Consider the following 21,511-nt stretch of genomic DNA (forward strand, 5'->3'; position numbering starts at 1 on the left):
TTTAATCTATAGCGGTTAATATTTTGTTAAACCAAAATTGTAAAAGGTGGAACAGAACCTAATATTTTACTAATCAGGATTTTCTGGTAAGCTCTTTATTTATAAAAATATAATGATCATACTGATCTTCATCCAGGAATTTCTTGAGATTCTTATGCTCATTTCTCTGAATAGCCTTCAGTTTGTTGACCTGCTGGGTAATATTTAGACTCGAATTAATAATCTCGTTCTTCTTGATAGTATATTCTATAATAGAATCCTCAAGAAGAGAAGTCTGTTCCTCATCAAGATTTAATTGATCTTTCCAGGTTAAAGCCAACTCTGCAGCAATTTCCTTGATTTCCCTTCGATTTCTCTCGTGTATATAGATTTGAGAATAAACGAAACCGGCCACTGCCGCAGCTGCTACACCAATTAATGCTATCCTGTGTTGAAGTTTCATTTTTTAATTTCTTTTTAAAGCATTTTTTCTATTTCAGAAGGAGGCCTTCCTACAACAGCTTTTTTGTCATCCTCTACAATAGGTCTTTCAATCAGCTTAGGATTCTTGACCATGACAGTAATAAGCTCCCTGTCGCTAAGATCTTTATCTTTATAATCTTCTTTCCAGATCTTTTCATTTTTTCTAACCAGCTGAATGGGAGCAATATCAAGCTTATTGATCAGGGCTTCAAGCTCTTCTTCGCTTAAAGGCTCCTTAAGATATTCCTTTATTTCAAATTCTTTATCAGAATTTTTAAGAATTTCCAGACCTTCTCTGGATTTTCTACATCTTGCGTTATGATAGATCTTTAGCATGTTTTTGAAATTTTCCTTTTTAAAATAATCAATTAATTCAAATTTTAAAAGTCGGTTCAATAATGATATCAATCTTCTTCTTTCTGGCCCATCATCATAAGGAATGATTTTAGAAACCTATCTATTTCTCCATTCATCACATCCTCCACATTTCCTGTCTCTTCACCAGTTCTTACATCCTTTACTAGTTTATAAGGGTGCATCACATAATTCCTTATTTGAGAACCCCATTCTATCTTCATCTTAGAATCCTCGATCTCCCTTCGTTGAGCCTGCCTCTTTTGAAGCTCTATTTCAAAAAGCTGACTTTTTAAAAGCTGCATAGCCTTGTTCTTGTTCTCCAGCTGTGAACGAGTTTCAGAGTTCTCAATAACTATGCCGGTAGGTGTATGTCGCAATCTGACTGCCGTCTCCACCTTATTCACATTCTGGCCTCCGGCACCCGATGCTCTCATGGTCTCCCAGCTTATATCCGCAGGATTGATGTCTATTTCAATACTTTCATCCACCAGAGGATATACATATACCGAGGCAAACGAAGTGTGACGTTTCGCATTTGAGTCAAATGGTGAAATTCGCACCAGTCTGTGTACGCCGTTCTCACCTTTTAACCAGCCAAATGCATACTCGCCTTCAATTTCCAGGGTTACCGTTTTAATCCCGGCTACATCGCCAGCCTGGTAGTTGAGCTCACGGATCTTATATTTTCGCTTTTCAGCCCACATAAGATACATTCGCATCAGCATCTCTGCCCAGTCACAGCTTTCCGTTCCTCCGGCACCGGCGGTAATCTGAAGCACGGCGCTCATATTGTCACCTTCTTCTGAAAGCATGTTCTTGAACTCCAGATCTTCTATAAGATCAACAGCTTTTTCATGCCGTTCCTGAACATCTTCGGCAGATGCTTCTTCCTCTTTATAAAATTCATAGATAACATCCAGGTCATCTACAAGGGTTTCAGCCTTTTCGTAGTCTTCCACCCAACTTTTTTCAGAATTGACCTCCTTCATGATCCGCTCTGCTTTTTTGGGATCATCCCAAAAATCAGGAGCGAAGGTCTTTTCTTCCATATTGGTTATTTCGATCTTTTTGGCATCAATGTCAAAGATACCTCCTTAACGCAACCAGGCGCTCCTTAAGATCCTTAATATTTTCGGTCGTTATCATTCATGTTCGATTTGTGGTAAAAATAGAATTTAGGGAAGTTTCGGAAAAGTATTTAACGATAATTTTATAGTTTTAGACAGCTTTAAAAAACTAACAGATGAGTAGAATTACCTGTATTATTCTGGCCTTCAGTATTTCATTCGCAATGAAGGCTCAGTTCCTTGATAAAAAAGAAGACCTCAAAAAATATGAAGGCTATTTCGATTTTCATTATAACGAAAAGGAAGATGAGATATATCTTGAAGTGGATAGCCTGGATACCGAGTTTCTCTATACTCATTTTCTCACATCGGGCGTAGGTTCAAATGATATTGGTTTGGATCGCGGTCAGTTAGGGGGAGAGCAGGTAGTGAAATTTCAGAAAGCGGGGAATAAACTGTTGCTTGTTCAGCCTAATCAGAATTATAGGGCGATTACCGATAATGAAGCCGAAAAGCAAAGCGTTGCTGAAGCCTTTGCTAAATCTGTCATTTTTGGATTTGAGATCAAAGAAGAAAAGGATGGGAAATATATTATAGATTTTACTCCTTTTTTAATGCAGGATTCTCATGGGGTGACCGATAAACTTAAAAAAGGCAATTATGGCACCTATAAACTGGACAAATCAAAAAGTGCTCTGTCCCTGGAAAGGACAAAGGCATTCCCTGAAAATGTGGAGTTCGAGGCCTTACTTACTTTTGAAGGTGAACCTAAAAACCGAACTGTGAATTCTGTGGTTCCAGATCCAAAGAATATTAGTGTGATTCAACATCATTCTTTTGTGAAGCTTCCGGATGACAACTATAAAAAACGAGTTTTTGATCCGCGAAGTGGAGCCATTTTTATTTCATATATGGATTATGCGTCTCCGGTTTATGAACCTATCAGGAAGCGTTATGCAATTAGACATAGACTGGAAAAGAAGGATCCGGAAGCCGAAATTAGCGAAGCGGTAGAACCGATCATCTATTATCTCGATCCCGGAACTCCTGAACCTGTACGTTCAGCTTTACTGGAAGGAGCCAGCTGGTGGAACCAGGCATTTGAGGAAATAGGTTATAAAGATGCCTTCCAGGTTAAAATGCTGCCCGAAGATGCAGACCCTCTCGATGTAAGATATAATGTGATCCAGTGGGTACACCGATCTACCAGGGGATGGAGCTATGGAGCCAGTGTAGTAGATCCCAGAACCGGTGAGATCATCAAAGGTCATGTTAGTTTAGGGAGTTTAAGAATAAGACAGGATTTTATGATTGCCCAGGCAATGATGAATAAACCATTCGCCGAAAATGATGAAAATCATGACCACATGATGGAGCTTGCTCTTGCAAGGATAAGGCAGCTTTCGGCTCACGAGGTTGGTCATACCATTGGTTTTACCCATAATTTTGCCGCCAGCACAAGTGACAGGGCTTCGGTGATGGATTATCCTCATCCGCAGTTCGAACTTAATAATGGTGAAATTGAATTTGCCAATGCCTACGATACTGGAATAGGAGAGTGGGATAAAGTAACGGTAAAATACAGTTATAGTGATGTGCCTGAAGGAATGAAGGAAAGAGACTATCTTAACTCTGTTCTTGAAGACGCAAGGCTTGAAGGTCTTAAATTTATCACAGATTCTGATGCCCGCGCAACGGGTGGGGCTCATGCCTTTGCACATCTTTGGGATAATGGAACCGATGCCGCCGAAGAGCTTGAAAGAGTTCTTGTTATAAGAGAAAAAGCCATCCAGAATTTTTCTAAAGATAATATCAGAACCGATGAGCCTTATAGCGTTCTGGAAGATGTTTTCGTGCCGTTGTATTTCTTCCATAGGTATCAGACCGAAGCCGCGGTAAAGATGATCGGCGGACTTGAATACAGCTATGCCGTTAAAGGAGGAGGGGAGAATATAGTTGAGCATCTTGATGAGAAACTTCAGAAAAAGGCCCTTGAAAGTATTCTTAAAACTTTATCGGCTCAAGAGCTGGCTATTCCTGAAGGTAAACTGGAATTATTTCCACCAAGAGCCTTTGGTTATTCACGGGATCGTGAATCTTTCAAGAGCAATACAGATGTGGCCTTTGATGCGCTGGGAGGGCCGGCAACGGCTAGTGATATGACTCTTGGATTATTATTTCATCCTGCGAGAGCGGAAAGACTGGTGCAGCAACATGCTTTGGACAGGAAACTTCCTGGCCTGGAATATGTGCTTGAAGAAACGATTTCAAAGACTATCAAAAATGACAAAAAGGATGAATACCTGAAAAGCGTTCAGAATACTATCAATTTTGTGGTGTTCAAACATTTATTGAACCTGGCCGTAAATGAAAAATCCACACCGTTGGTTAGGTCTATTGCAAATCAGCAGATCGATGAACTTGCAAACTGGTTAAGAACAAGAAAGGATGCTGTTTCAGTTGAAATGTACCGAAATATTAAAAGATTCAGAGAGGAGCCTGAAGATTTCAAAATGGAGATAAATGTTCCAAAGATTCCCGACGGTTCTCCGATAGGAAGTTATAAATAATCCTATTGCTGCTGTTGATGGGCTAGAACCTGTACGGTATATTCAGTTTCATTTTTTCCGGAAGAATAAACAACTCCCTTGAGAGGCGGGCAGTCTGAATAATCCTTACCGTGGGCAACCTTGATATGATTTTCAACCGCCAGAAGATTGTTTGTGGGGTCGAAACCTATCCAGCCAGCACCGGGAATGTTGCACTCCACCCAGGCATGCATCTGGGAATCTCCAAAATAGCCGTTGCCCTGGTGCAAATAACCTGAAACATAACGCGAAGGAATTCCAAAGTTCTTAGCGATAGCTATAAACAGATGTGCAAAATCCTGGCAGACTCCCTGTTTGATCTCAAGGATATGATTTAAATCGGTGTCTATATCGGTTACATCGGTTTTAAATGTAAATTCCTCATAAATCCACGCATTGAGTTTCTGCAGATTTTCAAATATTGAGATCGATTCATCAAACTTAAATTCTACCTCTTGTGGCAGAGTAGTCAATAAAGTATTCCTGAGGAAAATATCATTTTCAGCCCTGAAACCTATGGATCTTAAATGATTATATTCCTCGCCTGTAGCATTGGCAACCTTTTCAAAGATATTTTCTGCCTTTTTGATCAGATGGAAATCGGCATTGAATTCAACAGCTTCGAAACTTTCGGTAGGCCGAATACGATAGGTCTTAAAATTATATCCGTTAATGGATTTTTCAGTTTTTATTTTTAGTGAATTCGTAAAACTATCTGAGATCAATTCCTGGGAATCATTGCTTTCAGGAATAATTAAAAATTGCCATAAAGCACCTGCAGCCTGGTTTTCGTAGGTGTTTGTAGCCGAATACCTTATATGATAATCAAGGTCCATAATTCAAAATTAAGAATGGCAAATAAAGGTGATTTTGGTGAATTAATAATTAAAATATTCATTTTCTAATTTCAGGGCTATACTATTAAGGTCATCTAGAATATTTTGAATAAAGGTCTGCAGGTCGCTCTCAATTTCTTCAATGATTTTAAACTGATATTTGGCTCTTACTTTCCCTATTAGAAACTCTGAAGATGTTTTTGATGGATACTTCTCATGGCTTAAAACTTTGATGTGTTCACAAACCTGATTAAGACTGTTTATTACCGACCTCGGGCAGTCTGGATTAAGGATAAGAAATTCCAGGGTGGTAAAGCTGGTTGGAGTTTTTCTGTAAAACCTTCGCATCATATCGTAGGATTCTGCACATTTTAGCAGAGTAGTCCATTCATAGCTGTTTTTTAGGGTGTCTCCATAACTTCCCTGCGCGAGTACGGCGTCTTTGTATTTAGAATTTATGATTCGAATGATCTGTGTAGCTCTTTCTATATTCACCCCAAGCATGATGATCGCATAAACCTTATCATGAAGAAGTGTACCTCTTATCTTTCCTCTAAGTATAGAAACATTTTCGGTCACCTGAACAGTGAAGTCATACAAACCTCTTTGAGTGAAATTCTCTACCGAATAATTCAGAACAAAATGGTAGAATTTATTAATGGATTCATATAGTTCAGTTGAGATTAGGTCTCGAGCACTATTGGCGTTTTCACGGGCAAGTTTCACATAATTGATTATGGAATAAGCTCTATCGGGATTCAGAGCAATATCGTAAAGCACCTCTTGTTCATTGAGTTCATTTTCTGTCCTGCTGAAATCATCGGCCATAAATAACATCGACTGTAATACGAACTGACGGGACTGAGAAAGTTCGTTAGGCGCATCGAGGGATGAAAAATAATTAACATTCAGGTACCGGGCTACATGTTCAGCTCGTTCAATATATCTTCCCATCCAGAAAAGATTGTTGGCTACTCTTGCTAACATAAATTATTGATTGTTTTTTAATACCCAGGTGTCTTTGGAACCGCCTCCCTGGGATGAATTCACGATAAGATTTCCTTTTCTAAGTGCTACCCTGGTGAGTCCGCCTTTAAGAACAAACTCTTTTTGGTCACCCAGTAGCGTAAAAGTTCTGAGGTCTACATGTCTAGGTTCAAATGATTCATTTTCTTCAATATAGGTTGGATGAACCGAAAGTGACATGATCGGCTGTGCAATGTATTTACGCGGACTCGCTTTCACAGTTTCTTTTACCTCTTCAATTTCTTCCTTAGTAAGTCGGTTTCCAATTGAAATTCCATAACCGCCGGCTTCATCAACGGGTTTGATCACCAGTTCACTGATATTTTCCAGAACGTACTTCAGTTCATCCGGGCGACTACAGTGATAAGTAGGAACATTATTGAGAATAGGTTCTTCATCGAGGTAATACTTGATGATCTCAGGCATATAGGTGTAAATGGCCTTATCATCTGCCACACCGGTTCCGGGAGCATTTACAAGACAAACATTACCCTGCTTATAGGCAGCCATGAGTCCGGGAACACCAAGTGCTGAATCTGGTTTGAATTCCAATGGATCCAAAAACTGGTCATCTATTCTTCTGTAGATCACATCAACCTTTTCAGGTCCGGTAATGGTCTTCATGTAAACAAAGTCGTTCTCCACAAAAAGATCCCGGCCTTCAACCAGCTCAACACCCATTGCTTTAGCAAGGTAGGAATGTTCGTAATAAGCAGAATTATATATACCTGGAGTGATCACCACACAATTAGGAATATCAACTCCTTTAGGCTTTACAGTTTCCAGTATCTCCAGAAGGTTTTCAGCATAGTTCGTTACGGTGTGAGTTTTATAATGATTGAAAACACCAAAAAGGGCCCTTTTCAAGGCTGTACGATTACAAATCACGTAACTTACCCCTGAAGGACATCGAATATTATCTTCCAGCACATAATATTGGCCATCTGAATGTTTGATAAGATCGGTTCCCGAAATATGATTGTAGATTCCGCCGGGCGGATCAAATCCATTCATCTGGTCAAGATAGTTGGCTGAAGAACTGATAAGCTCCAATGGGACGATCCCCTCCTTAATAATATTCTTCTCATGATAAACATCCCAAAGAAAATGATTAAGAGCCTTACTTCTTTGTAAAACACCATTTTCAATTACTTGCCATTCCTGTGGGTCTATGATCCTGGGAAAGAGATCGAACGGAAAGATCTTTTCCTTTACCTCGTGATCTCCATACACCTGAAAGGTGATACCCTGATTAAAGAATGAGGCCTTAGCCTTGTCATTTAATCTGGCAAAATCCTTTGCAGAATGTTCACTGTAGAGATCAAATAGAGTGGCATAGATATTCCTGACATTATCGTTCTCATCAAAGATCTCATCATAAAGTTTTGGATCCCGGTTGTAGGATTCAAAAGTGGGTTTGGAATGTTCTTTCATTAGACTTTTTTCTTAAAATACAAATATTTAAATCAAATTCTTATAAAAATTCCTCAATACTTGTTATTAATATTGAATTTGGATAAAATCATTGAAAAAAAATCAACAAATTGAATTTTCACGTTCTTACACTGAATATTTTATTATTGGAAATAGCCTATTGAAATCCTACTTTAGCTTCAGACTTTGAAAATTCAACTATGAAAGAAATAGATCTAAGGAGTGACACGGTCACCCGGCCCACTAAGGAAATGCTTCAGGCCATAATGACTGCCAAAGTTGGTGATGATGTATATAAAGAAGATCCAACTGTTAATGAATTAGAGAAGAAGCTTGCCGAGATGTTCGGGAAAGATGAAGCTTTGTTTTTCCCAACCGGAAGCATGACCAACCAGGCGGCGATAAAGCTGCATACGCAACCCGGGGAACAGCTTATCTGTGACAAATGGGCTCACGTTTATAATTATGAAGGAGGCGGAGTTTCATTTAACAGTGGGGTTTCCTGCAAACTTGTTGATGGTGATCGCGGAATGATCACTGCAGAACAGGTGGAAGAGAGTATTAATCCCCCCGATTTCTATCATAGTCCGCTTACAACATTAGTCTGTCTTGAGAATACAACAAATAAAGGTGGTGGGGCCTGTTACGATTTAGAAGAAATAAAAAAAATCAGGCAGGTTTGTAATAAGCATGAGCTGGGATTACATCTTGATGGAGCAAGGCTTTTTAACGCCCTCGTAAAGAAAGGAGAAAGTGCAAAAGATTACGGGAAGTTATTCGATACAATTTCGGTTTGTCTTTCCAAAGGCCTTGGTACACCTATGGGTTCTGTTCTAATTGGTGATAGCAGACTTATGAAAAATGCTATCCGTATAAGAAAAGTTCTGGGTGGAGGAATGCGGCAGATAGGATTTATGGCTGCGGCAGGAGTTTATGCGTTGGAGAATCATGTGGAAAGGCTTGCAAAAGATCATCAAAGAGCAACCGAGATCGCGGAAGTACTGGAAGAACAGAAATATGTTGGAAAGGTAGAGCCGGTGGAGACCAATATCGTGATCTTCTATTTGGAAAATGTATCTATGGAAGAAAGTTTCATGAAGCAACTGGCAGATAATGATATCAGGATAAGTAATATGGGGCAGGGCAAATTAAGGATTGTGACTCATCTGGATTACACCCAGGAAATGCATGAACGATTCCTTGAAACCCTCCATAATATTGAATTATAATAGGCTTTAAAAAAGCTTAACGAAATATTGGCAGGAGTTTAATAAATCTGAAATTAAGATTCAGTTAATTTTCGGGAAAATAAAACCATGAAAAATCTTAAACCCGGGCAAGAGGTTCCAAGACTCATAGTAAACACTACAAAAGGCTTAAAATGGGAGCTAAAGAACAGTGATCCTGAAAACTTTACAATGATCATATTCTACCGTGGGATACATTGCCCTGTATGTAAAAAATACCTGGAAGAGCTCAATACAAAGGTGGAAGACTTTAAAACCAGGGGAGTGAATGTAATCTTTATCAGTTCAAATTCACAAGCCCTGGCTGAAAAAACAGTGGATGAGTGGAATATTGAAAATTTGCATATTGGTTATGGAATTAGTATTGAAGAGGGTAGAAAATGGGGATTGTTTGTATCAGAGGCTATTAAAGAATCGGAACCCGAGGTTTTTCTGGAACCTGCTTTATTCCTGGTTAGACCAGATAACACTCTTTATTCGGCAAGTATACAGTCCATGCCTTTTGCCAGACCAAATTTTGATGAGCTTTTAAAAGCTATAAGCTTTATTATAAAGGATGATTATCCTGCCAGAGGAGAGGCATAAAGTTTTGGAATTTTGTAATAAAAAGTTGAAAATAAAAAGCATGAGAAACCTCATGCTTTTTATTTTCTATTCCAAAGTCTAACTTCTTACTTCAGCATATCGTTCATTCCGGGAATGTCGGGCATTCCATCTTTAGCCGCTGCACCTATCTCTGCTTCGTGAATTTTCGTGGCCTTCTCAATAGCTTTGTTCATGGTTAATACCATATAATCTTCAAGCTGCTCTTTATCCTTAAGAAGCTCGTCGTCAATTGAGACATTCTTCACTTCCCTGTTAGCGGTAATGGTTATTTTCAATAAACCATCACTTGATTGCTCATCTACCATTACAAAGCTCAATCTCTTTTTTGTTGCTTCAACTTTTTCCTGGGCTTCCTTCAGTTTGTTCATCATGCCCATCATATCTCCAAACATATTTTTCTGATTTAAATTTTGTGAATTCAAATTTACTAAATTACAGCATTAAATCAGTCGGAATGAAAAGACTATTAGTTATTCTATTAGGATGCATTACATTTGCAACTGCCCAAAATAATAAGATCGATTTGAAAACAGATATCAAAGCCCCCCAGGCAAAGAAAATCGCCAGGAAACTTGAGAAACATGGAGATGTACGCATCGATAATTATTTCTGGATGAACCAGCGGGAAGATCCTGAAGTGATCGCCTATCTTAATGCTGAAAATGAATATAACGAGCAAATGACCGCTCATACCAAGGAGTTTCAGAATAAGTTGTTTGAAGAAATGAAGAGCCGCATTAAGGAAGATGATGAATCAGTGCCTTATAAGCTGAATGGTTACTGGTATATCACCCGTTTTGAAAAAGGTTTTGATTATCCTGTTTATTCCCGAAAAAAGGAAACTCTGGAGGCTGCTGAAGAGGTTATGTTCAATGTAAATGAAATGGCTGAAGGTTATGATTATTATAGTTTGGGAGGTCTTAATGTGAGCCCAGATAATAAACTTGTTGCATTTGGAACCGATACTCTTAGCCGAAGGAAATACATCATCAGGATAAAAAATCTTGAAACAGGTGAGATCTATAATGAGGAGATAAAGAATACTACCGGAGGATCTACCTGGGCCAATGACAATAAAACTCTTTATTACACAAAGAAGGATCCACAAACCCTTAGGTCTTTCCAGATATATAAACACATTCTTGGAACCGACCCCTCAGAAGATCAACTGGTTTATGAGGAAGAAGATGAAACCTTTAGCACCTACGTGTATAAGTCAAAATCAAGAGAGTATATAATTATAGGTTCTCATAGTACACTTACTACAGAATATCGTTTCCTGGATGCCAATAATCCTGAAGAGGAATTTACAATATTCCAGCCGCGCACCCGTGGAATTGAATACAGCATTTCTCATTATAATGGATATTTCTATGTGGTGACCAATAAGGACGGAGCCACCAATTTTAAACTAATGAAAACACCTGTAGATAATACAGGAATGGAAAACTGGGAAGATGTTATTCCCCACCGTAAGGATTATTTGCTTGAAGATATAGATATCTTTAAAGATTATCTTGTAGTGAGTGAGAGAAATAATGGATTGAACAAAATAAAAGTGATAAGGTGGGATAATAATGAAGAGTACTATATTCCATTTGATAATGAAACCTATACTGCATATACGGCTATAAATCCAGATTTTGAAACCGATATGTTGAGGTTCAATTATAATAGTCTCACCACTCCTACATCGGTGATTGAATACAACATGAAAACCGGTGTGAAAAATGTCTTGAAAGAACAGGAGGTGCTAGGTGGAGATTTTAACAAAGATAATTATACCTCTCAACGTGTATGGGCTACAGCTAAGGATGGAACAAAAGTTCCTGTTTCCCTGGTTTACCGAAAGGGACTTAAACTTGATGGTGAAAATCCATTATTGCAGTATGCCTATGGCTCTTATGGTTCTACTATAGATCCTTATTTTTCTTCGGTTCGCTTAAGTTTGCTAGACAGAGGTTTTATTTATGCTATCGCCCACATAAGAGGAGGGGAATATCTGGGTCGCGAATGGTATGAAGATGGTAAGTTATTGACTAAAAGGAACACCTTTACCGATTTCACAGATGTTTCAGAATTCCTTATCAAAGAGAAATATACCTCACCCGATCATCTTTATGCCATGGGAGGTTCTGCCGGGGGCTTATTAATGGGAGCAGTTGTAAATATGGCTCCTGAGCTATATAATGGAGTTATTGCTGCAGTTCCCTTTGTAGATGTAGTGACTACCATGCTTGATGACAGTATCCCGCTTACTACGGGCGAATATGACGAATGGGGAAATCCTAATAACAAGGAATATTACGAGTATATGATGTCTTATTCTCCCTATGATAATGTGAAAGAACAGGATTATCCAAATATGCTGGTCACAACCGGTTTGCACGATTCACAGGTGCAGTACTGGGAACCTGCCAAGTGGGTAGCCAAGCTCAGAGAGTATAAAACCGATGATAATATTCTGTTGTTGCATACAAATATGGATGCCGGACATGGCGGTGCTTCAGGCCGGTTTGAGGCCTTAAGAGAGGTTGCCGAAGAGTATGCATTTTTGCTGGATTTGGAAGGAATCAGGGAATAATTAAAAAATTTGCCTTAAATTTGACCGGTTCTTGAATAATTGTTAAGAACCTTTTGTAAATAAGAACTTCGATTTATGAGAGAAGACTTGCAGGTTTATGACAATGTATTACAACTTATAGGTAATACGCCGTTAATTCACCTTAACAAGATAACCAATGGTTATAAAGGAAAATATTTTGCAAAAGTAGAAGCCTTTAATCCTGGTCACTCCACAAAAGATAGAATAGCCCTTTACATCATAGAAGAAGCTGAAAGAAAAGGTATCTTAAAACCTGGCGATACCATTATTGAAACCACTTCGGGAAACACCGGATTCAGTATTGCAATGGTAAGTATCATCAAGGGATATGAGTGCATTCTTGCTGTGAGTTCAAAATCTTCAAAAGATAAGATAGACATGCTCAAGACTATGGGGGCGAAGGTGTATGTATGTCCTGCAAATGTTCCTGCCGATGATTCCCGTTCTTATTATCAGGTTGCAAAAAGGCTTCACCAGGAAATAAAAGGTTCGGTTTATATAAACCAGTATTTTAATGAGCTGAATATGGATGCTCATTTTAACTCAACCGGTCCTGAGATCTGGAAACAAACTGAAGGAAAAATAACACATTTGGTTGCATGTAGTGGAACCGGCGGAACTATTTCTGGAACTGCAAGATACCTGAAATCTCAAAACCCTGATATTAAAATTCTTGGTATAGATGCATTTGGATCGGTGCTCAAGAAATATCACGAGACCAGGGAATTTGATGAAGAGGAGATATACCCTTATAGAATTGAAGGTTTGGGAAAAAACCTTATTCCTACGGCTACCGATTTTGATATCATAGATAAGTTTATTAAGGTAAGCGATGAAGATGCTGCCCATACAGCCCGCGAACTTGCTAGAACCGAGGGGCTTTTTGTAGGTTATACCAGTGGTGCGGCGATGCAGGGATTAAAACAATTCTACGAAGAAGGAGAATTCGATAAGAATTCGAGAGTGGTGATGGTATTCCCAGATCACGGTTCGCGATACATGAGCAAGATATATAGTGATGACTGGATGAACGAGCAAGGGTTTTTCGATACAAAGAACGAAGCTACCACTCAAACGATAGAGATCATCAAGTAAAAAAAGTATATTAACACTTATTAACAAAAGCATCCTATTTTTTGTAGGATGCTTTTGTTTTTCTTAGCTTTCGATGTTTAAAATTTACTTTGTAGAATTGGGCCAAATTTCAGTATTTTTGCGGCTCGTCTAAAAAATGACCGATGAAGGATTTATTTGATAAAATTTACAAAGACAAAGGACCGCTAGGTAAATGGGCAGAACAGGCAGAAGGATACTTCGTTTTTCCTAAACTGGAAGGACCAATTTCTAATAGAATGAAATTTAGAGGTAAGGAAGTTATTACCTGGAGTATCAATGATTATCTTGGCCTGGCTAACCATCCGGAGGTTCGTAAAGTGGATGCTGAAGCCGCTGCCGAATATGGTTCGGCATATCCTATGGGTGCGAGAATGATGAGTGGTCATACAGATCTCCATGAAAGACTTCAGGATGAACTTGCTTCTTTTGTAAACAAACAGGCAGCATATCTGCTGAATTTTGGATACCAGGGAATGGTTTCTACCATTGATGCCCTTGTTTCCAAGCAGGATGTAATCGTATATGATGTAGATGCACATGCATGTATCATTGATGGTGTAAGATTACACCTGGGACAGAGGTTCACCTACAAGCATAACGATATGGAAAGTATCGAAAAGAACCTTCAGCGTGCTACCAAGATCGCCGAACAGACCGGAGGCGGAATTTTACTTATTTCTGAAGGTGTTTTCGGAATGCGTGGAGAGCAGGGAAAACTTAAGGAGATCGTTGAGCTTAAGAAGAAATATAATTTCAGGTTATTTGTGGATGATGCTCATGGTTTTGGAACCCTTGGTAAAACTGGTGCCGGAGCAGGAGAGGAGCAGGGCGTTCAGGATGAGATAGACGTTTACTTCGCTACTTTCGCCAAATCCCTGGCCAGTACTGGAGCATTTATCGCCGGAGATAAAGAGATTATCGATTATTTAAAATATAACCTTCGTTCACAGATGTTCGCCAAGTCACTGCAAATGCAGCTGGTGGTTGGGGCACTGAAACGCCTTGAAATGCTTAGAACAATGCCAGAGCTTAAAGAAAAGCTTTGGGAAAACGTGAATGCACTTCAAAATGGTTTAAAAGAGCGCGGATTTGATATTGGTACCACTCAAAGTTGTGTGACTCCGGTATATCTTAAAGGAAGTATTCCTGAAGCTATGGCCTTGGTGAAAGATCTTCGTGAGAATCATGGCGTTTTCTGTTCAATAGTAGTGTATCCCGTAATTCCAAAAGGACTTATCCTTCTAAGAATGATACCTACTGCAACTCATACTTTACAGGATGTTGAAGAAACACTTGACGCGTTTTCAGCGATTCGCGAAAGGCTGGAGAATGGAACTTATAAAAGACTTTCTGCATCTGTAACAGCAGCCATGTCGAATAAATAATAATATCTGATATAGTAGTAATTACTACTAAAAAGCCCCGCAATTTGCGGGGCTTTTTAATTCTTAGATGTTGCTCTTTTTTATTTTCCTCCTTCACCATTTTCTTCACCTTTATTCTTCTTTTTCCTTCCAAGCTTTTCACTCCTTTGCCTTCTTCTGTTTCCTTCATTCGAATCTTCAAGAAATTCATCTATTTTATGGAGATCAAACCTGTAAGAAACTCCGGCTGCTACCTGCCATCTTGAAGGAGTGTCTTTAAAATTCATGAGGCCCGCAACATCAAATTGTAAGTCTTTACCCACCAGGTAAGCGGCACCGGCTCTAACAAGGTCATCGGCATAAATATCGCTCCAGATACTTTGGTATTCGCCAAAAACAGCGAATTTTTGAGAGATGGCATGGGTTAAAGTTCCCATTAAAATATAAGACCGGTATTCCTCTGAAAGTTTATCACCAATAAAGTTCATGACCAGTACCCATCGACCCCAGTTATTCTGGGTGATGATAGCCGCTTTAGGGCTGAACTTTCCTTCTCCTTCATACAGATAAGGATTATCTCCGAAAGAAAAGTTTGCACCTGCATAGAGAGACACCGCGGGTATTAGTTTTTTCCATTTGAAGCGCTGATTCGCTTTCCAGCTGTATAAATTAGGTTTATCTTCTTCCAGTTCCTTATAAGGATCAAATATGAGGTATTTCGCTCCTATAGTATTGGCTTTGAAATTCCTGATACTGGACTCATCCTGGGTTCCAAGAAAATTTCGGGAAATATCCTGGTTTTCGAAAGCCCCCGTAAGGTTGAGTTCAAGATTTTCGAATAGCAATCCGTACCTAAGCTGATAGTCGATTCCCCAAATATCTGTAGTACTTGCAAAAGCGGAATGTTCATCATTTCCAAAGTAACCCCCTGTCTCAATCTGGATAACACTGGTTCCAACAGCAAAGGCTCCCTGAGACTGTCCTGGGCGATTGGAATTTATGGTTTCGGTATATTGTGCATGTAGGGTGGTTCCTAGAATAAAAAGAAGGCTAAACAAGGCTGATTTGCGCATAATTACTAGCGTTGGTTGTCTCAAATATATAAGTTTTATTATAATTTTATCGTTGAAGCTTTCACGATTGTGAAGGCTTATTTTTATTTTTGCAAAAAGCCTGAACAATGTTAGAAGCATCATTTACCGGAGTATTAAAAACGATACTGATCGTTTTGTTAGTATACTTCGGTCTTAAAATATTACTTCGGTATTTTGGGCCCATGCTTTTGAAATATTTTATGAAGAGGATGGGCAGGAAATTCGAGCAGCAATTCAATCAGCAGTTTGGTGGACAGCAGCCACAAAATAATCGTAAAGGGAAGGTTACCATAGATAAGAAACCCAAATCTGGCCGGAAGTCCAATAAAACAGTTGGTGAATATATCGATTACGAAGAAATTGATTAATTTCGGATTTTAACAAAGCCTTGGCTAAGGCTTTGCCTTTACACACATTTTGTGATTAAAATCTAAAGTCCGATTAATGGCTAAACTGAAGCAATTCCTACCACACCTGTTCGTACTGGCAGGTTTTATCATTTTATCATTATTTTATTTTAATCCTGTTTTACAGGGAAAAGAGATCTTTCAAAGCGATATAGTTCAGTATATCGGAATGGCGAAGGAACAGAATGATTTCAGGGCACAAACCGGAGAAGAGCCTTACTGGACCGATGCCGCGTTTGGCGGGATGCCTACTTACCAGCTTGGAGCCCACTATCCTCACAATTATGTGAAGAAACTGGATAGTCTGTTAAGGTTCCTTCCCAGGCCGGCAGATTATCTTTTCCTGTATTTCATTGGTTTTTATATTCTCCTGCTTTGTTTAAAGCTTGATTATAAACTGGCATTTCTGGGAGCTATAGCTTTTGGATTTTCAACCTATCTCATAATAATACTTGGAGTGGGACACAATGCCAAGGCACATGCCATTGCCTATATGCCAATGGTCCTGGCGGGTATCATCGCTATTTTCCGGAATAGAAATATTTGGAGTTTTTTATTGCTGGCCGTCGCTATGGCTCTGGAAATACAGGCCAATCACTTCCAGATGACCTATTATCTGCTCCTGCTGGTCATAGTTCTTGGCATCGCTTATTTAATAGATGCTTACAGAAAAAAACTGCTTCCCCAGTTTTTTAAGTCTGTAGGAATAATGGTGATAGCTGTGATCCTTGCCATTGCCGCCAATGCCACCAATCTTATGGCTACCAGCGAATATACTCAATTCAGTACCCGCGGAGATTCGGGGCTTAGCATTCAGCCAGACGGAACTCCAAAGGAAAAATCAGGATTAGGTTTCGATTATATTACCGAATACAGTTATGGAATTTTAGAAAGCTTTAATCTGTTCGTACCTCGCTTTATGGGCGGAGGTAGCTCAGAGGATCTCGGGAAGGACTCGCATATCTATGATGCGATTAGAAAAATGGGAGCTTCTGCCGTACAGGCGGCCGATTTTGCCAAAAATGCACCTACCTACTGGGGCGACCAAACTTATGTTAAGGCACCGGCTTATATTGGTGCTGCCGTAATATTTCTATTTGTTTTCGCTTTATTCCTAGTAAGAGGTAGGTTAAAATGGTGGATCGTAGGTGCAAGTATTCTCGCACTGCTTTTAAGCTGGGGTAAGAATTTTGGATTCCTTACCCAATTCTTTATTGATGTTGTGCCCCTGTATAATAAATTTCGAGCGGTTTCTTCAGTTCAGGTAATTCTTGAGCTCTGCATACCTGTAATGGCTGTTTTTGGCCTTTACAAGCTTTTCAGTGAAAAAGTAAAGGAAGACGAAAAACTATATGCCTTAAAATGGTCGGCTATCATTACAGGCGGATTGCTTATTGCATTTCTTCTTTTAAAATCTATTCTTTTCGAATTTGAAGGGGCTAATGATGCTATGTATAGCAAGCAGTTCGGGTTGGATTTTATGAATGCACTTGAAAAGGACCGTAAAGCTATTTTTACTGCTGATGCGTTACGCTCTTTAATATTCGTTCTGCTTTCCGCCGGGCTTATCTGGGTTTATCTAAAAGGAAAAATTAACAGGAACATCGTAATTGGTGTATTTGCCATTCTTTTTCTTGTGGATCTGATTGGAGTTGATAGAAGATATGTGAATAATGATGATTTTGTACAGGCAAGGGAAATGGAGTCACCATATCAAATGCAGGAGGCGGATGCGGTAATAATGCAGGATACCACGCATTACCGGGTCTTTGATGTATCTGGCAATCCGTTCAATACAGGGAGAACTTCTTATTTTCATAATGCCCTGGGTGGATATCATGCGGCTAAACCAGGCAGGATCCAGGATCTTTATGACTTCTATATTTCCCAGAACAATATGAAAATATTGAACATGCTTAATGTGAAATATTTCATTGTTCCTACCGAAGAGGGTAATCAGGCACAGCAAAATCCGAATGCCTATGGAAACGCATGGTTCGTTGAAAATATCAAATGGGTTGATAATCCTGATGAAGAGATCCTTGCCTTAAAGGATGCAGACCTTAAGAGTACTGCAATCATAAACTCTAAGTTTATGAAAGACGTAAACGAGGATTTTAAGTTTGATCCTAATGCCACGGTAGAATTGTTAAGTCAGCAACCAAATGAACTGAAATATAAGGTGTCGACTAATTCAGATCAGTTTGTTGTTTTTTCGGAAGCTTATTACCAGCCGGGCTGGCAGGCGTACCTGGATGGAAAAAAGGTACCTCATGTACAGGCAAATTATGTTTTAAGAGCGATGAACGTTCCCTCTGGTGAACATGAATTAATCTTCAGGTTTGAGCCCGAAGTTATAAATACGGGAAGTACAGTTTCACTGATTAGTTCTGTTCTGATTGCTCTGATTCTTATTGGTGGAGTGGGTTATGAACTGAAGAAAAGAAATTGATTTTCGCCATTCTTATATCTGAATGAAAAAGGTTCTCATCATAACATATTACTGGCCGCCAGCAGGTGGACCCGGAGTACAGCGCTGGCTCAAATTTGTTAAATATCTTCGTGATTTTGATGTAGAACCAGTGGTTTATGTGCCGGAGAATCCGAGTTACCCTATCGTAGATGAGAGTTTTCAATCAGAAGTTCCCGAAGGCGTAAAAGTGATCAAAAAGAAGATCTTTGAGCCATATTCGATTGCCGGGATTTTTTCCAAAAAAGATACTGAGACAATTAGCTCAGGAATTATATCCAAAGAAGAGAACCAATCGGCTCTCCAAAAGGCTATGCTTTATATCAGGGGAAATTATTTTATTCCCGATGCCCGTAAATTCTGGGTGAAACCTTCCTTTAAATTCTTAAGAGAGGAAATTGCCGAGGATAATTATGATGTCATTATAACAACAGGTCCGCCACATAGTCTGCATTTGATCGGATTGCAATTGAAGCAGAATTTGAATATTAAATGGATCGCCGATTTCAGGGACCCGTGGACGCAGATCGGCTATCATGAAAAGCTGAAACTTACCCAAAATTCAAGGAAAAAGCATGAAGAGCTCGAAAAGGAAGTTTTGAATACGGCTGATCATATTATCACCACAAGTTATACAACCCGAGATGAATTCATTGCTAAGACCACTAAACCAGTAAGTCTCATCACGAATGGTTTTGATACTGATGTCAATGAAAAACAGCCTGAGAATGATAAGTTTGAATTTGCCCATGTAGGCTCCTTGCTTTCGGAACGAAATCCTATTCATTTATGGAAAGCTTTAGGCGAATTGATTGAGGAGAATAAGGAATTCGCTGATAGTTTCAGATTAAGGCTGGCCGGAAAGGTGAGCGAGGAGGTCTTGAAAAGTATTGATGAAAATGGACTTCAGGAACATTTGGAAAATGAAGGTTATATAAGTCATTCCAAGGCCGTGGCAATTCAGAGATCAGCCTCAGTTCTTTTGCTTATTGAAATAGATTCTGAAGAGACCAGAGGTATTATTCCAGGAAAGTTATTTGAGTACCTAGCCTCGAAAAGGCCAATTCTGGCGATCGGGCCTGAGAAATGGGATGCGGAAAGAATAATTAGGAGTACAGAGGCCGGAGAATGTTTCACTTATGAAAATACAGAGGGGATCAAATCTTATATCCTGAAACAGTTTCAGAGATATAAGGATAAGGAGTTGATAAGCACATCTCATGATATTTCAGAATATTACAGAAAGAATTTAACTGAAAAACTGGCTAATCTGATAAAGAAAATGTAAATGGGGATAATCATAAACCAATCCTTTAAGAACATGGTGACCACCTATATCGGTTTTGGTATAGGAGCGGTGAATACCTTGTTCCTGTTTACCTATTTTCTTGAAAAGGAATATTACGGACTGGTTAGTTTTTTGCTCTCAGCCGCGAATCTTATCTGGCCATTTCTGGTTTTTGGGGTTCACAGTACACTTATAAAATTCTTTACTTCATATCGAACAAGAGGAGATCAGGATCGTTTACTGAATCTGGTTCTTGTTATCCCTGCAATAGCAGCAGTGGTCATGGGGAGTCTAGGGCTTGTCTTTTATGGGTATCTATTAGATTATTTTGAAGGAGAGAACGACCTTGTGCAGCCTTACGTTTGGCTGATATTTCTCATTGCCCTGGCCACGGCTTATTTTGAAGTGTTTTTTTCATGGTCCAAGATCTATTACAAAAGCACTTTTGGAAATATGATGAAAGAAGTATTCCATAGGCTTTGTATTAGTGTGTTACTTTTTGCGGTCTATTTTAAGCTTATAAATGTAGAGTTCTTTATTTATGGAGTATCTGGGGTGTTCGTCACCAGGACCATTTTAATGGCTATGTATGCATTTTCCCTGCATAGGCCTAGATCGGCCTTTAAATTCCCTAAAAACCTTTCTCCGGTTCTTAAATACTCTTCTCTTATCCTTTTAGCTGCTTCGGTGGCTACCGTTCTACTGGATCTGGATAAGGTGATGATCGAACATTACCTGCCTATAGAAAATGTAGCCATCTATGGAATTGCTGTTTATATCGCTACGGTAATTTCGGTGCCTCAAAAAGCCATGCATCAGATTACCCATCCGCTAACTGCTGAAATGCTAAATAATAAAGATAAGGCCGGACTTAAAGATATTTATGAAAAAAGTTCATTGAACCTTCTCATTGTAAGTGGATTGATATTTATACTTATTATTACCAATATAAACTCACTGTATGAGCTGATCCCTGATGAATACAGCATAAGCATTCTGGTAGTTTTATTAATATCCCTGGTTAAATTGTATGACAATTTCCTGGGCAACAATAACAGTATCCTTTTTAATTCAGATTATTACCGTCTTGTTCTTGGAGTTGGAGTTTTCCTGGTAGTGGTCGCTTTTGTTCTAAACCTGATATTTATTCCCGAATTCGGAATTGAAGGTGCTGCCTTGGCAAGTTTCATTGCTTTTTCGCTTTATAACAGTTCAAAGATCTTTATAGTTTTTAAGAAATTTAAAATCCATCCTTTTACTACCAATAGCTGGTGGGTATTTCTTTTAACTGCAATTTTGGGATTTGGATTTTATCTGTGGGATTTTTCTTTCCATCCGATACTGGATATTATTTTGAAAGGAGGGCTTACAACGATTCTATATGTTTTCCTGGTATACCGTTTTAGGTTTTCGAACGATATTAATAATTTAATAGACCGGTTGATAGGCAGGGTTTAAGAACGAGAAAACCCCATCAGCAAGGGTGCGTCAGGGGTTTTCCAACTAACCAACCAAAAAATTAAATTATGAACTTGTCATCTATA

At 39.0% G+C, this 21,511-nt stretch carries 18 protein-coding genes; 10 read left to right on the forward strand and 8 right to left on the reverse strand.

The window, feature by feature from the left end; genetic code table 11:
- Window positions 1-73 precede the first annotated feature (73 nt).
- From NE848_RS11125 to prfB, 3 genes are all read right to left on the reverse strand, one after another.
- A complete protein-coding gene (locus tag NE848_RS11125; RefSeq protein ID WP_252113540.1) occupies window positions 74-442 on the reverse strand; it encodes a hypothetical protein in 369 nt (122 codons plus the stop codon).
- A 14-nt stretch (window positions 443-456) separates the two neighbouring features.
- Complete coding sequence (gene arsC, locus NE848_RS11130) at window positions 457-798, reverse strand: arsenate reductase (glutaredoxin) (protein WP_252113542.1); 342 nt, start codon at window positions 796-798, stop codon at window positions 457-459.
- 68 nt (window positions 799-866) lie between these two features.
- Window positions 867-1,965, reverse strand: a protein-coding gene (prfB, locus tag NE848_RS11135; RefSeq protein ID WP_252113544.1) for a peptide chain release factor 2 whose coding sequence is annotated in 2 segments (ribosomal slippage) — window positions 867-1,901 and window positions 1,903-1,965 — 1,098 coding nt in all. Because the reading frame shifts where the segments join, the coding sequence is not laid out codon by codon here.
- A 97-nt stretch (window positions 1,966-2,062) separates the two neighbouring features.
- Here prfB and NE848_RS11140 point away from each other — a divergent pair.
- Window positions 2,063-4,456: a zinc-dependent metalloprotease gene (locus NE848_RS11140; RefSeq protein ID WP_252113546.1), complete on the forward strand. Its 2,394-nt coding sequence runs from the start codon at window positions 2,063-2,065 to the stop codon at window positions 4,454-4,456.
- A 2-nt stretch (window positions 4,457-4,458) separates the two neighbouring features.
- Here the strand turns inward: NE848_RS11140 and NE848_RS11145 are convergent, their stop codons facing one another.
- The 3 genes from NE848_RS11145 to NE848_RS11155 are packed head-to-tail and all read right to left on the reverse strand — an operon-like array spanning window position 4,459 to window position 7,770.
- Window positions 4,459-5,310: a transglutaminase-like domain-containing protein gene (locus NE848_RS11145; protein ID WP_252113548.1), complete on the reverse strand. Its 852-nt coding sequence runs from the start codon at window positions 5,308-5,310 to the stop codon at window positions 4,459-4,461.
- A 42-nt stretch (window positions 5,311-5,352) separates the two neighbouring features.
- Window positions 5,353-6,297: an alpha-E domain-containing protein gene (locus tag NE848_RS11150; RefSeq protein WP_252113550.1), complete on the reverse strand. Its 945-nt coding sequence runs from the start codon at window positions 6,295-6,297 to the stop codon at window positions 5,353-5,355.
- 3 nt (window positions 6,298-6,300) lie between these two features.
- Window positions 6,301-7,770 (reverse strand): circularly permuted type 2 ATP-grasp protein, encoded by a 1,470-nt coding sequence (locus NE848_RS11155; protein WP_252113552.1) that lies wholly within the window; start codon window positions 7,768-7,770, stop codon window positions 6,301-6,303.
- A 200-nt stretch (window positions 7,771-7,970) separates the two neighbouring features.
- On the opposite strand from NE848_RS11155, the gene NE848_RS11160 reads away from it, so the two are divergent.
- Both NE848_RS11160 and NE848_RS11165 read left to right on the forward strand, forming a co-directional pair.
- Window positions 7,971-8,999, forward strand: coding sequence for a threonine aldolase family protein (locus tag NE848_RS11160; RefSeq protein ID WP_252113554.1), 1,029 nt, complete (start codon window positions 7,971-7,973; stop codon window positions 8,997-8,999).
- A gap of 87 nt (window positions 9,000-9,086) precedes the next feature.
- Window positions 9,087-9,602 (forward strand): redoxin domain-containing protein, encoded by a 516-nt coding sequence (locus NE848_RS11165; RefSeq protein WP_252113556.1) that lies wholly within the window; start codon window positions 9,087-9,089, stop codon window positions 9,600-9,602.
- Between the two features lie 86 nt (window positions 9,603-9,688).
- On the opposite strand, the gene NE848_RS11170 is transcribed toward NE848_RS11165, so the two are convergent.
- On the reverse strand, window positions 9,689-10,015 hold the full coding sequence (locus tag NE848_RS11170; RefSeq protein WP_252113558.1) for a YbaB/EbfC family nucleoid-associated protein: 327 nt from the start codon (window positions 10,013-10,015) through the stop codon (window positions 9,689-9,691).
- Window positions 10,016-10,077: 62 nt separating this feature from the next.
- On the opposite strand from NE848_RS11170, the gene NE848_RS11175 reads away from it, so the two are divergent.
- The 3 genes from NE848_RS11175 to capB all read left to right on the forward strand — a co-directional run bounded on the left by NE848_RS11175 (window position 10,078) and on the right by capB (window position 14,729).
- A complete protein-coding gene (locus NE848_RS11175; protein ID WP_252113560.1) occupies window positions 10,078-12,207 on the forward strand; it encodes a S9 family peptidase in 2,130 nt (709 codons plus the stop codon).
- Between the two features lie 75 nt (window positions 12,208-12,282).
- A complete protein-coding gene (gene capA, locus NE848_RS11180; RefSeq protein ID WP_252113562.1) occupies window positions 12,283-13,323 on the forward strand; it encodes a cysteate synthase in 1,041 nt (346 codons plus the stop codon).
- A 143-nt stretch (window positions 13,324-13,466) separates the two neighbouring features.
- Window positions 13,467-14,729: a cysteate-C-fatty acyltransferase gene (capB, locus tag NE848_RS11185; protein ID WP_252113564.1), complete on the forward strand. Its 1,263-nt coding sequence runs from the start codon at window positions 13,467-13,469 to the stop codon at window positions 14,727-14,729.
- 80 nt (window positions 14,730-14,809) lie between these two features.
- On the opposite strand, the gene NE848_RS11190 is transcribed toward capB, so the two are convergent.
- Window positions 14,810-15,781 carry a transporter gene (locus NE848_RS11190; protein WP_252113566.1) on the reverse strand — a complete coding sequence of 324 codons (972 nt, stop codon included), beginning with the start codon at window positions 15,779-15,781 and terminating at the stop codon, window positions 14,810-14,812.
- A 107-nt stretch (window positions 15,782-15,888) separates the two neighbouring features.
- Between NE848_RS11190 and NE848_RS11195 the strand changes: the two genes are divergently transcribed.
- The 4 genes from NE848_RS11195 (at window position 15,889) to NE848_RS11210 (ending at window position 21,425) form a co-directional block, all read left to right on the forward strand.
- Entirely contained in the window at window positions 15,889-16,170 is a 282-nt protein-coding gene (locus tag NE848_RS11195; protein ID WP_252113568.1) for a DUF4834 family protein, read from the forward strand.
- 76 nt (window positions 16,171-16,246) lie between these two features.
- Window positions 16,247-18,661: a YfhO family protein gene (locus NE848_RS11200; protein WP_252113570.1), complete on the forward strand. Its 2,415-nt coding sequence runs from the start codon at window positions 16,247-16,249 to the stop codon at window positions 18,659-18,661.
- A 22-nt stretch (window positions 18,662-18,683) separates the two neighbouring features.
- Window positions 18,684-19,967 (forward strand): glycosyltransferase family 4 protein, encoded by a 1,284-nt coding sequence (locus NE848_RS11205; RefSeq protein ID WP_252113572.1) that lies wholly within the window; start codon window positions 18,684-18,686, stop codon window positions 19,965-19,967.
- Complete coding sequence (locus NE848_RS11210) at window positions 19,968-21,425, forward strand: oligosaccharide flippase family protein (protein WP_252113574.1); 1,458 nt, start codon at window positions 19,968-19,970, stop codon at window positions 21,423-21,425.
- Window positions 21,426-21,511 lie beyond the last annotated feature (86 nt).

The organism is Gramella jeungdoensis, from assembly GCF_023805255.1.
In the GTDB taxonomy this organism is placed as follows: domain Bacteria; phylum Bacteroidota; class Bacteroidia; order Flavobacteriales; family Flavobacteriaceae; genus Christiangramia; species Christiangramia jeungdoensis.

What these genes read in the sequence shown, in the direction of transcription:
- NE848_RS11165 (WP_252113556.1), top strand. Translation starts at nt 9,087, where the DNA reads ATGAAAAATCTTAAACCCGGGCAAGAGGTTCCAAGACTCATAGTAAAC.
- NE848_RS11125 (WP_252113540.1), bottom strand. Translation starts at nt 442, where the DNA reads ATGAAACTTCAACACAGGATAGCATTAATTGGTGTAGCAGCTGCGGCA.
- NE848_RS11190 (WP_252113566.1), bottom strand. Translation starts at nt 15,781, where the DNA reads ATGCGCAAATCAGCCTTGTTTAGCCTTCTTTTTATTCTAGGAACCACC.
- NE848_RS11145 (WP_252113548.1), bottom strand. Translation starts at nt 5,310, where the DNA reads ATGGACCTTGATTATCATATAAGGTATTCGGCTACAAACACCTACGAA.
- NE848_RS11210 (WP_252113574.1), top strand. Translation starts at nt 19,968, where the DNA reads ATGGGGATAATCATAAACCAATCCTTTAAGAACATGGTGACCACCTAT.
- NE848_RS11205 (WP_252113572.1), top strand. Translation starts at nt 18,684, where the DNA reads ATGAAAAAGGTTCTCATCATAACATATTACTGGCCGCCAGCAGGTGGA.
- NE848_RS11195 (WP_252113568.1), top strand. Translation starts at nt 15,889, where the DNA reads ATGTTAGAAGCATCATTTACCGGAGTATTAAAAACGATACTGATCGTT.
- NE848_RS11140 (WP_252113546.1), top strand. Translation starts at nt 2,063, where the DNA reads ATGAGTAGAATTACCTGTATTATTCTGGCCTTCAGTATTTCATTCGCA.
- capA (WP_252113562.1), top strand. Translation starts at nt 12,283, where the DNA reads ATGAGAGAAGACTTGCAGGTTTATGACAATGTATTACAACTTATAGGT.
- arsC (WP_252113542.1), bottom strand. Translation starts at nt 798, where the DNA reads ATGCTAAAGATCTATCATAACGCAAGATGTAGAAAATCCAGAGAAGGT.
- NE848_RS11155 (WP_252113552.1), bottom strand. Translation starts at nt 7,770, where the DNA reads ATGAAAGAACATTCCAAACCCACTTTTGAATCCTACAACCGGGATCCA.
- NE848_RS11200 (WP_252113570.1), top strand. Translation starts at nt 16,247, where the DNA reads ATGGCTAAACTGAAGCAATTCCTACCACACCTGTTCGTACTGGCAGGT.
- NE848_RS11170 (WP_252113558.1), bottom strand. Translation starts at nt 10,015, where the DNA reads ATGTTTGGAGATATGATGGGCATGATGAACAAACTGAAGGAAGCCCAG.
- capB (WP_252113564.1), top strand. Translation starts at nt 13,467, where the DNA reads ATGAAGGATTTATTTGATAAAATTTACAAAGACAAAGGACCGCTAGGT.
- NE848_RS11175 (WP_252113560.1), top strand. Translation starts at nt 10,078, where the DNA reads ATGAAAAGACTATTAGTTATTCTATTAGGATGCATTACATTTGCAACT.
- NE848_RS11160 (WP_252113554.1), top strand. Translation starts at nt 7,971, where the DNA reads ATGAAAGAAATAGATCTAAGGAGTGACACGGTCACCCGGCCCACTAAG.
- NE848_RS11150 (WP_252113550.1), bottom strand. Translation starts at nt 6,297, where the DNA reads ATGTTAGCAAGAGTAGCCAACAATCTTTTCTGGATGGGAAGATATATT.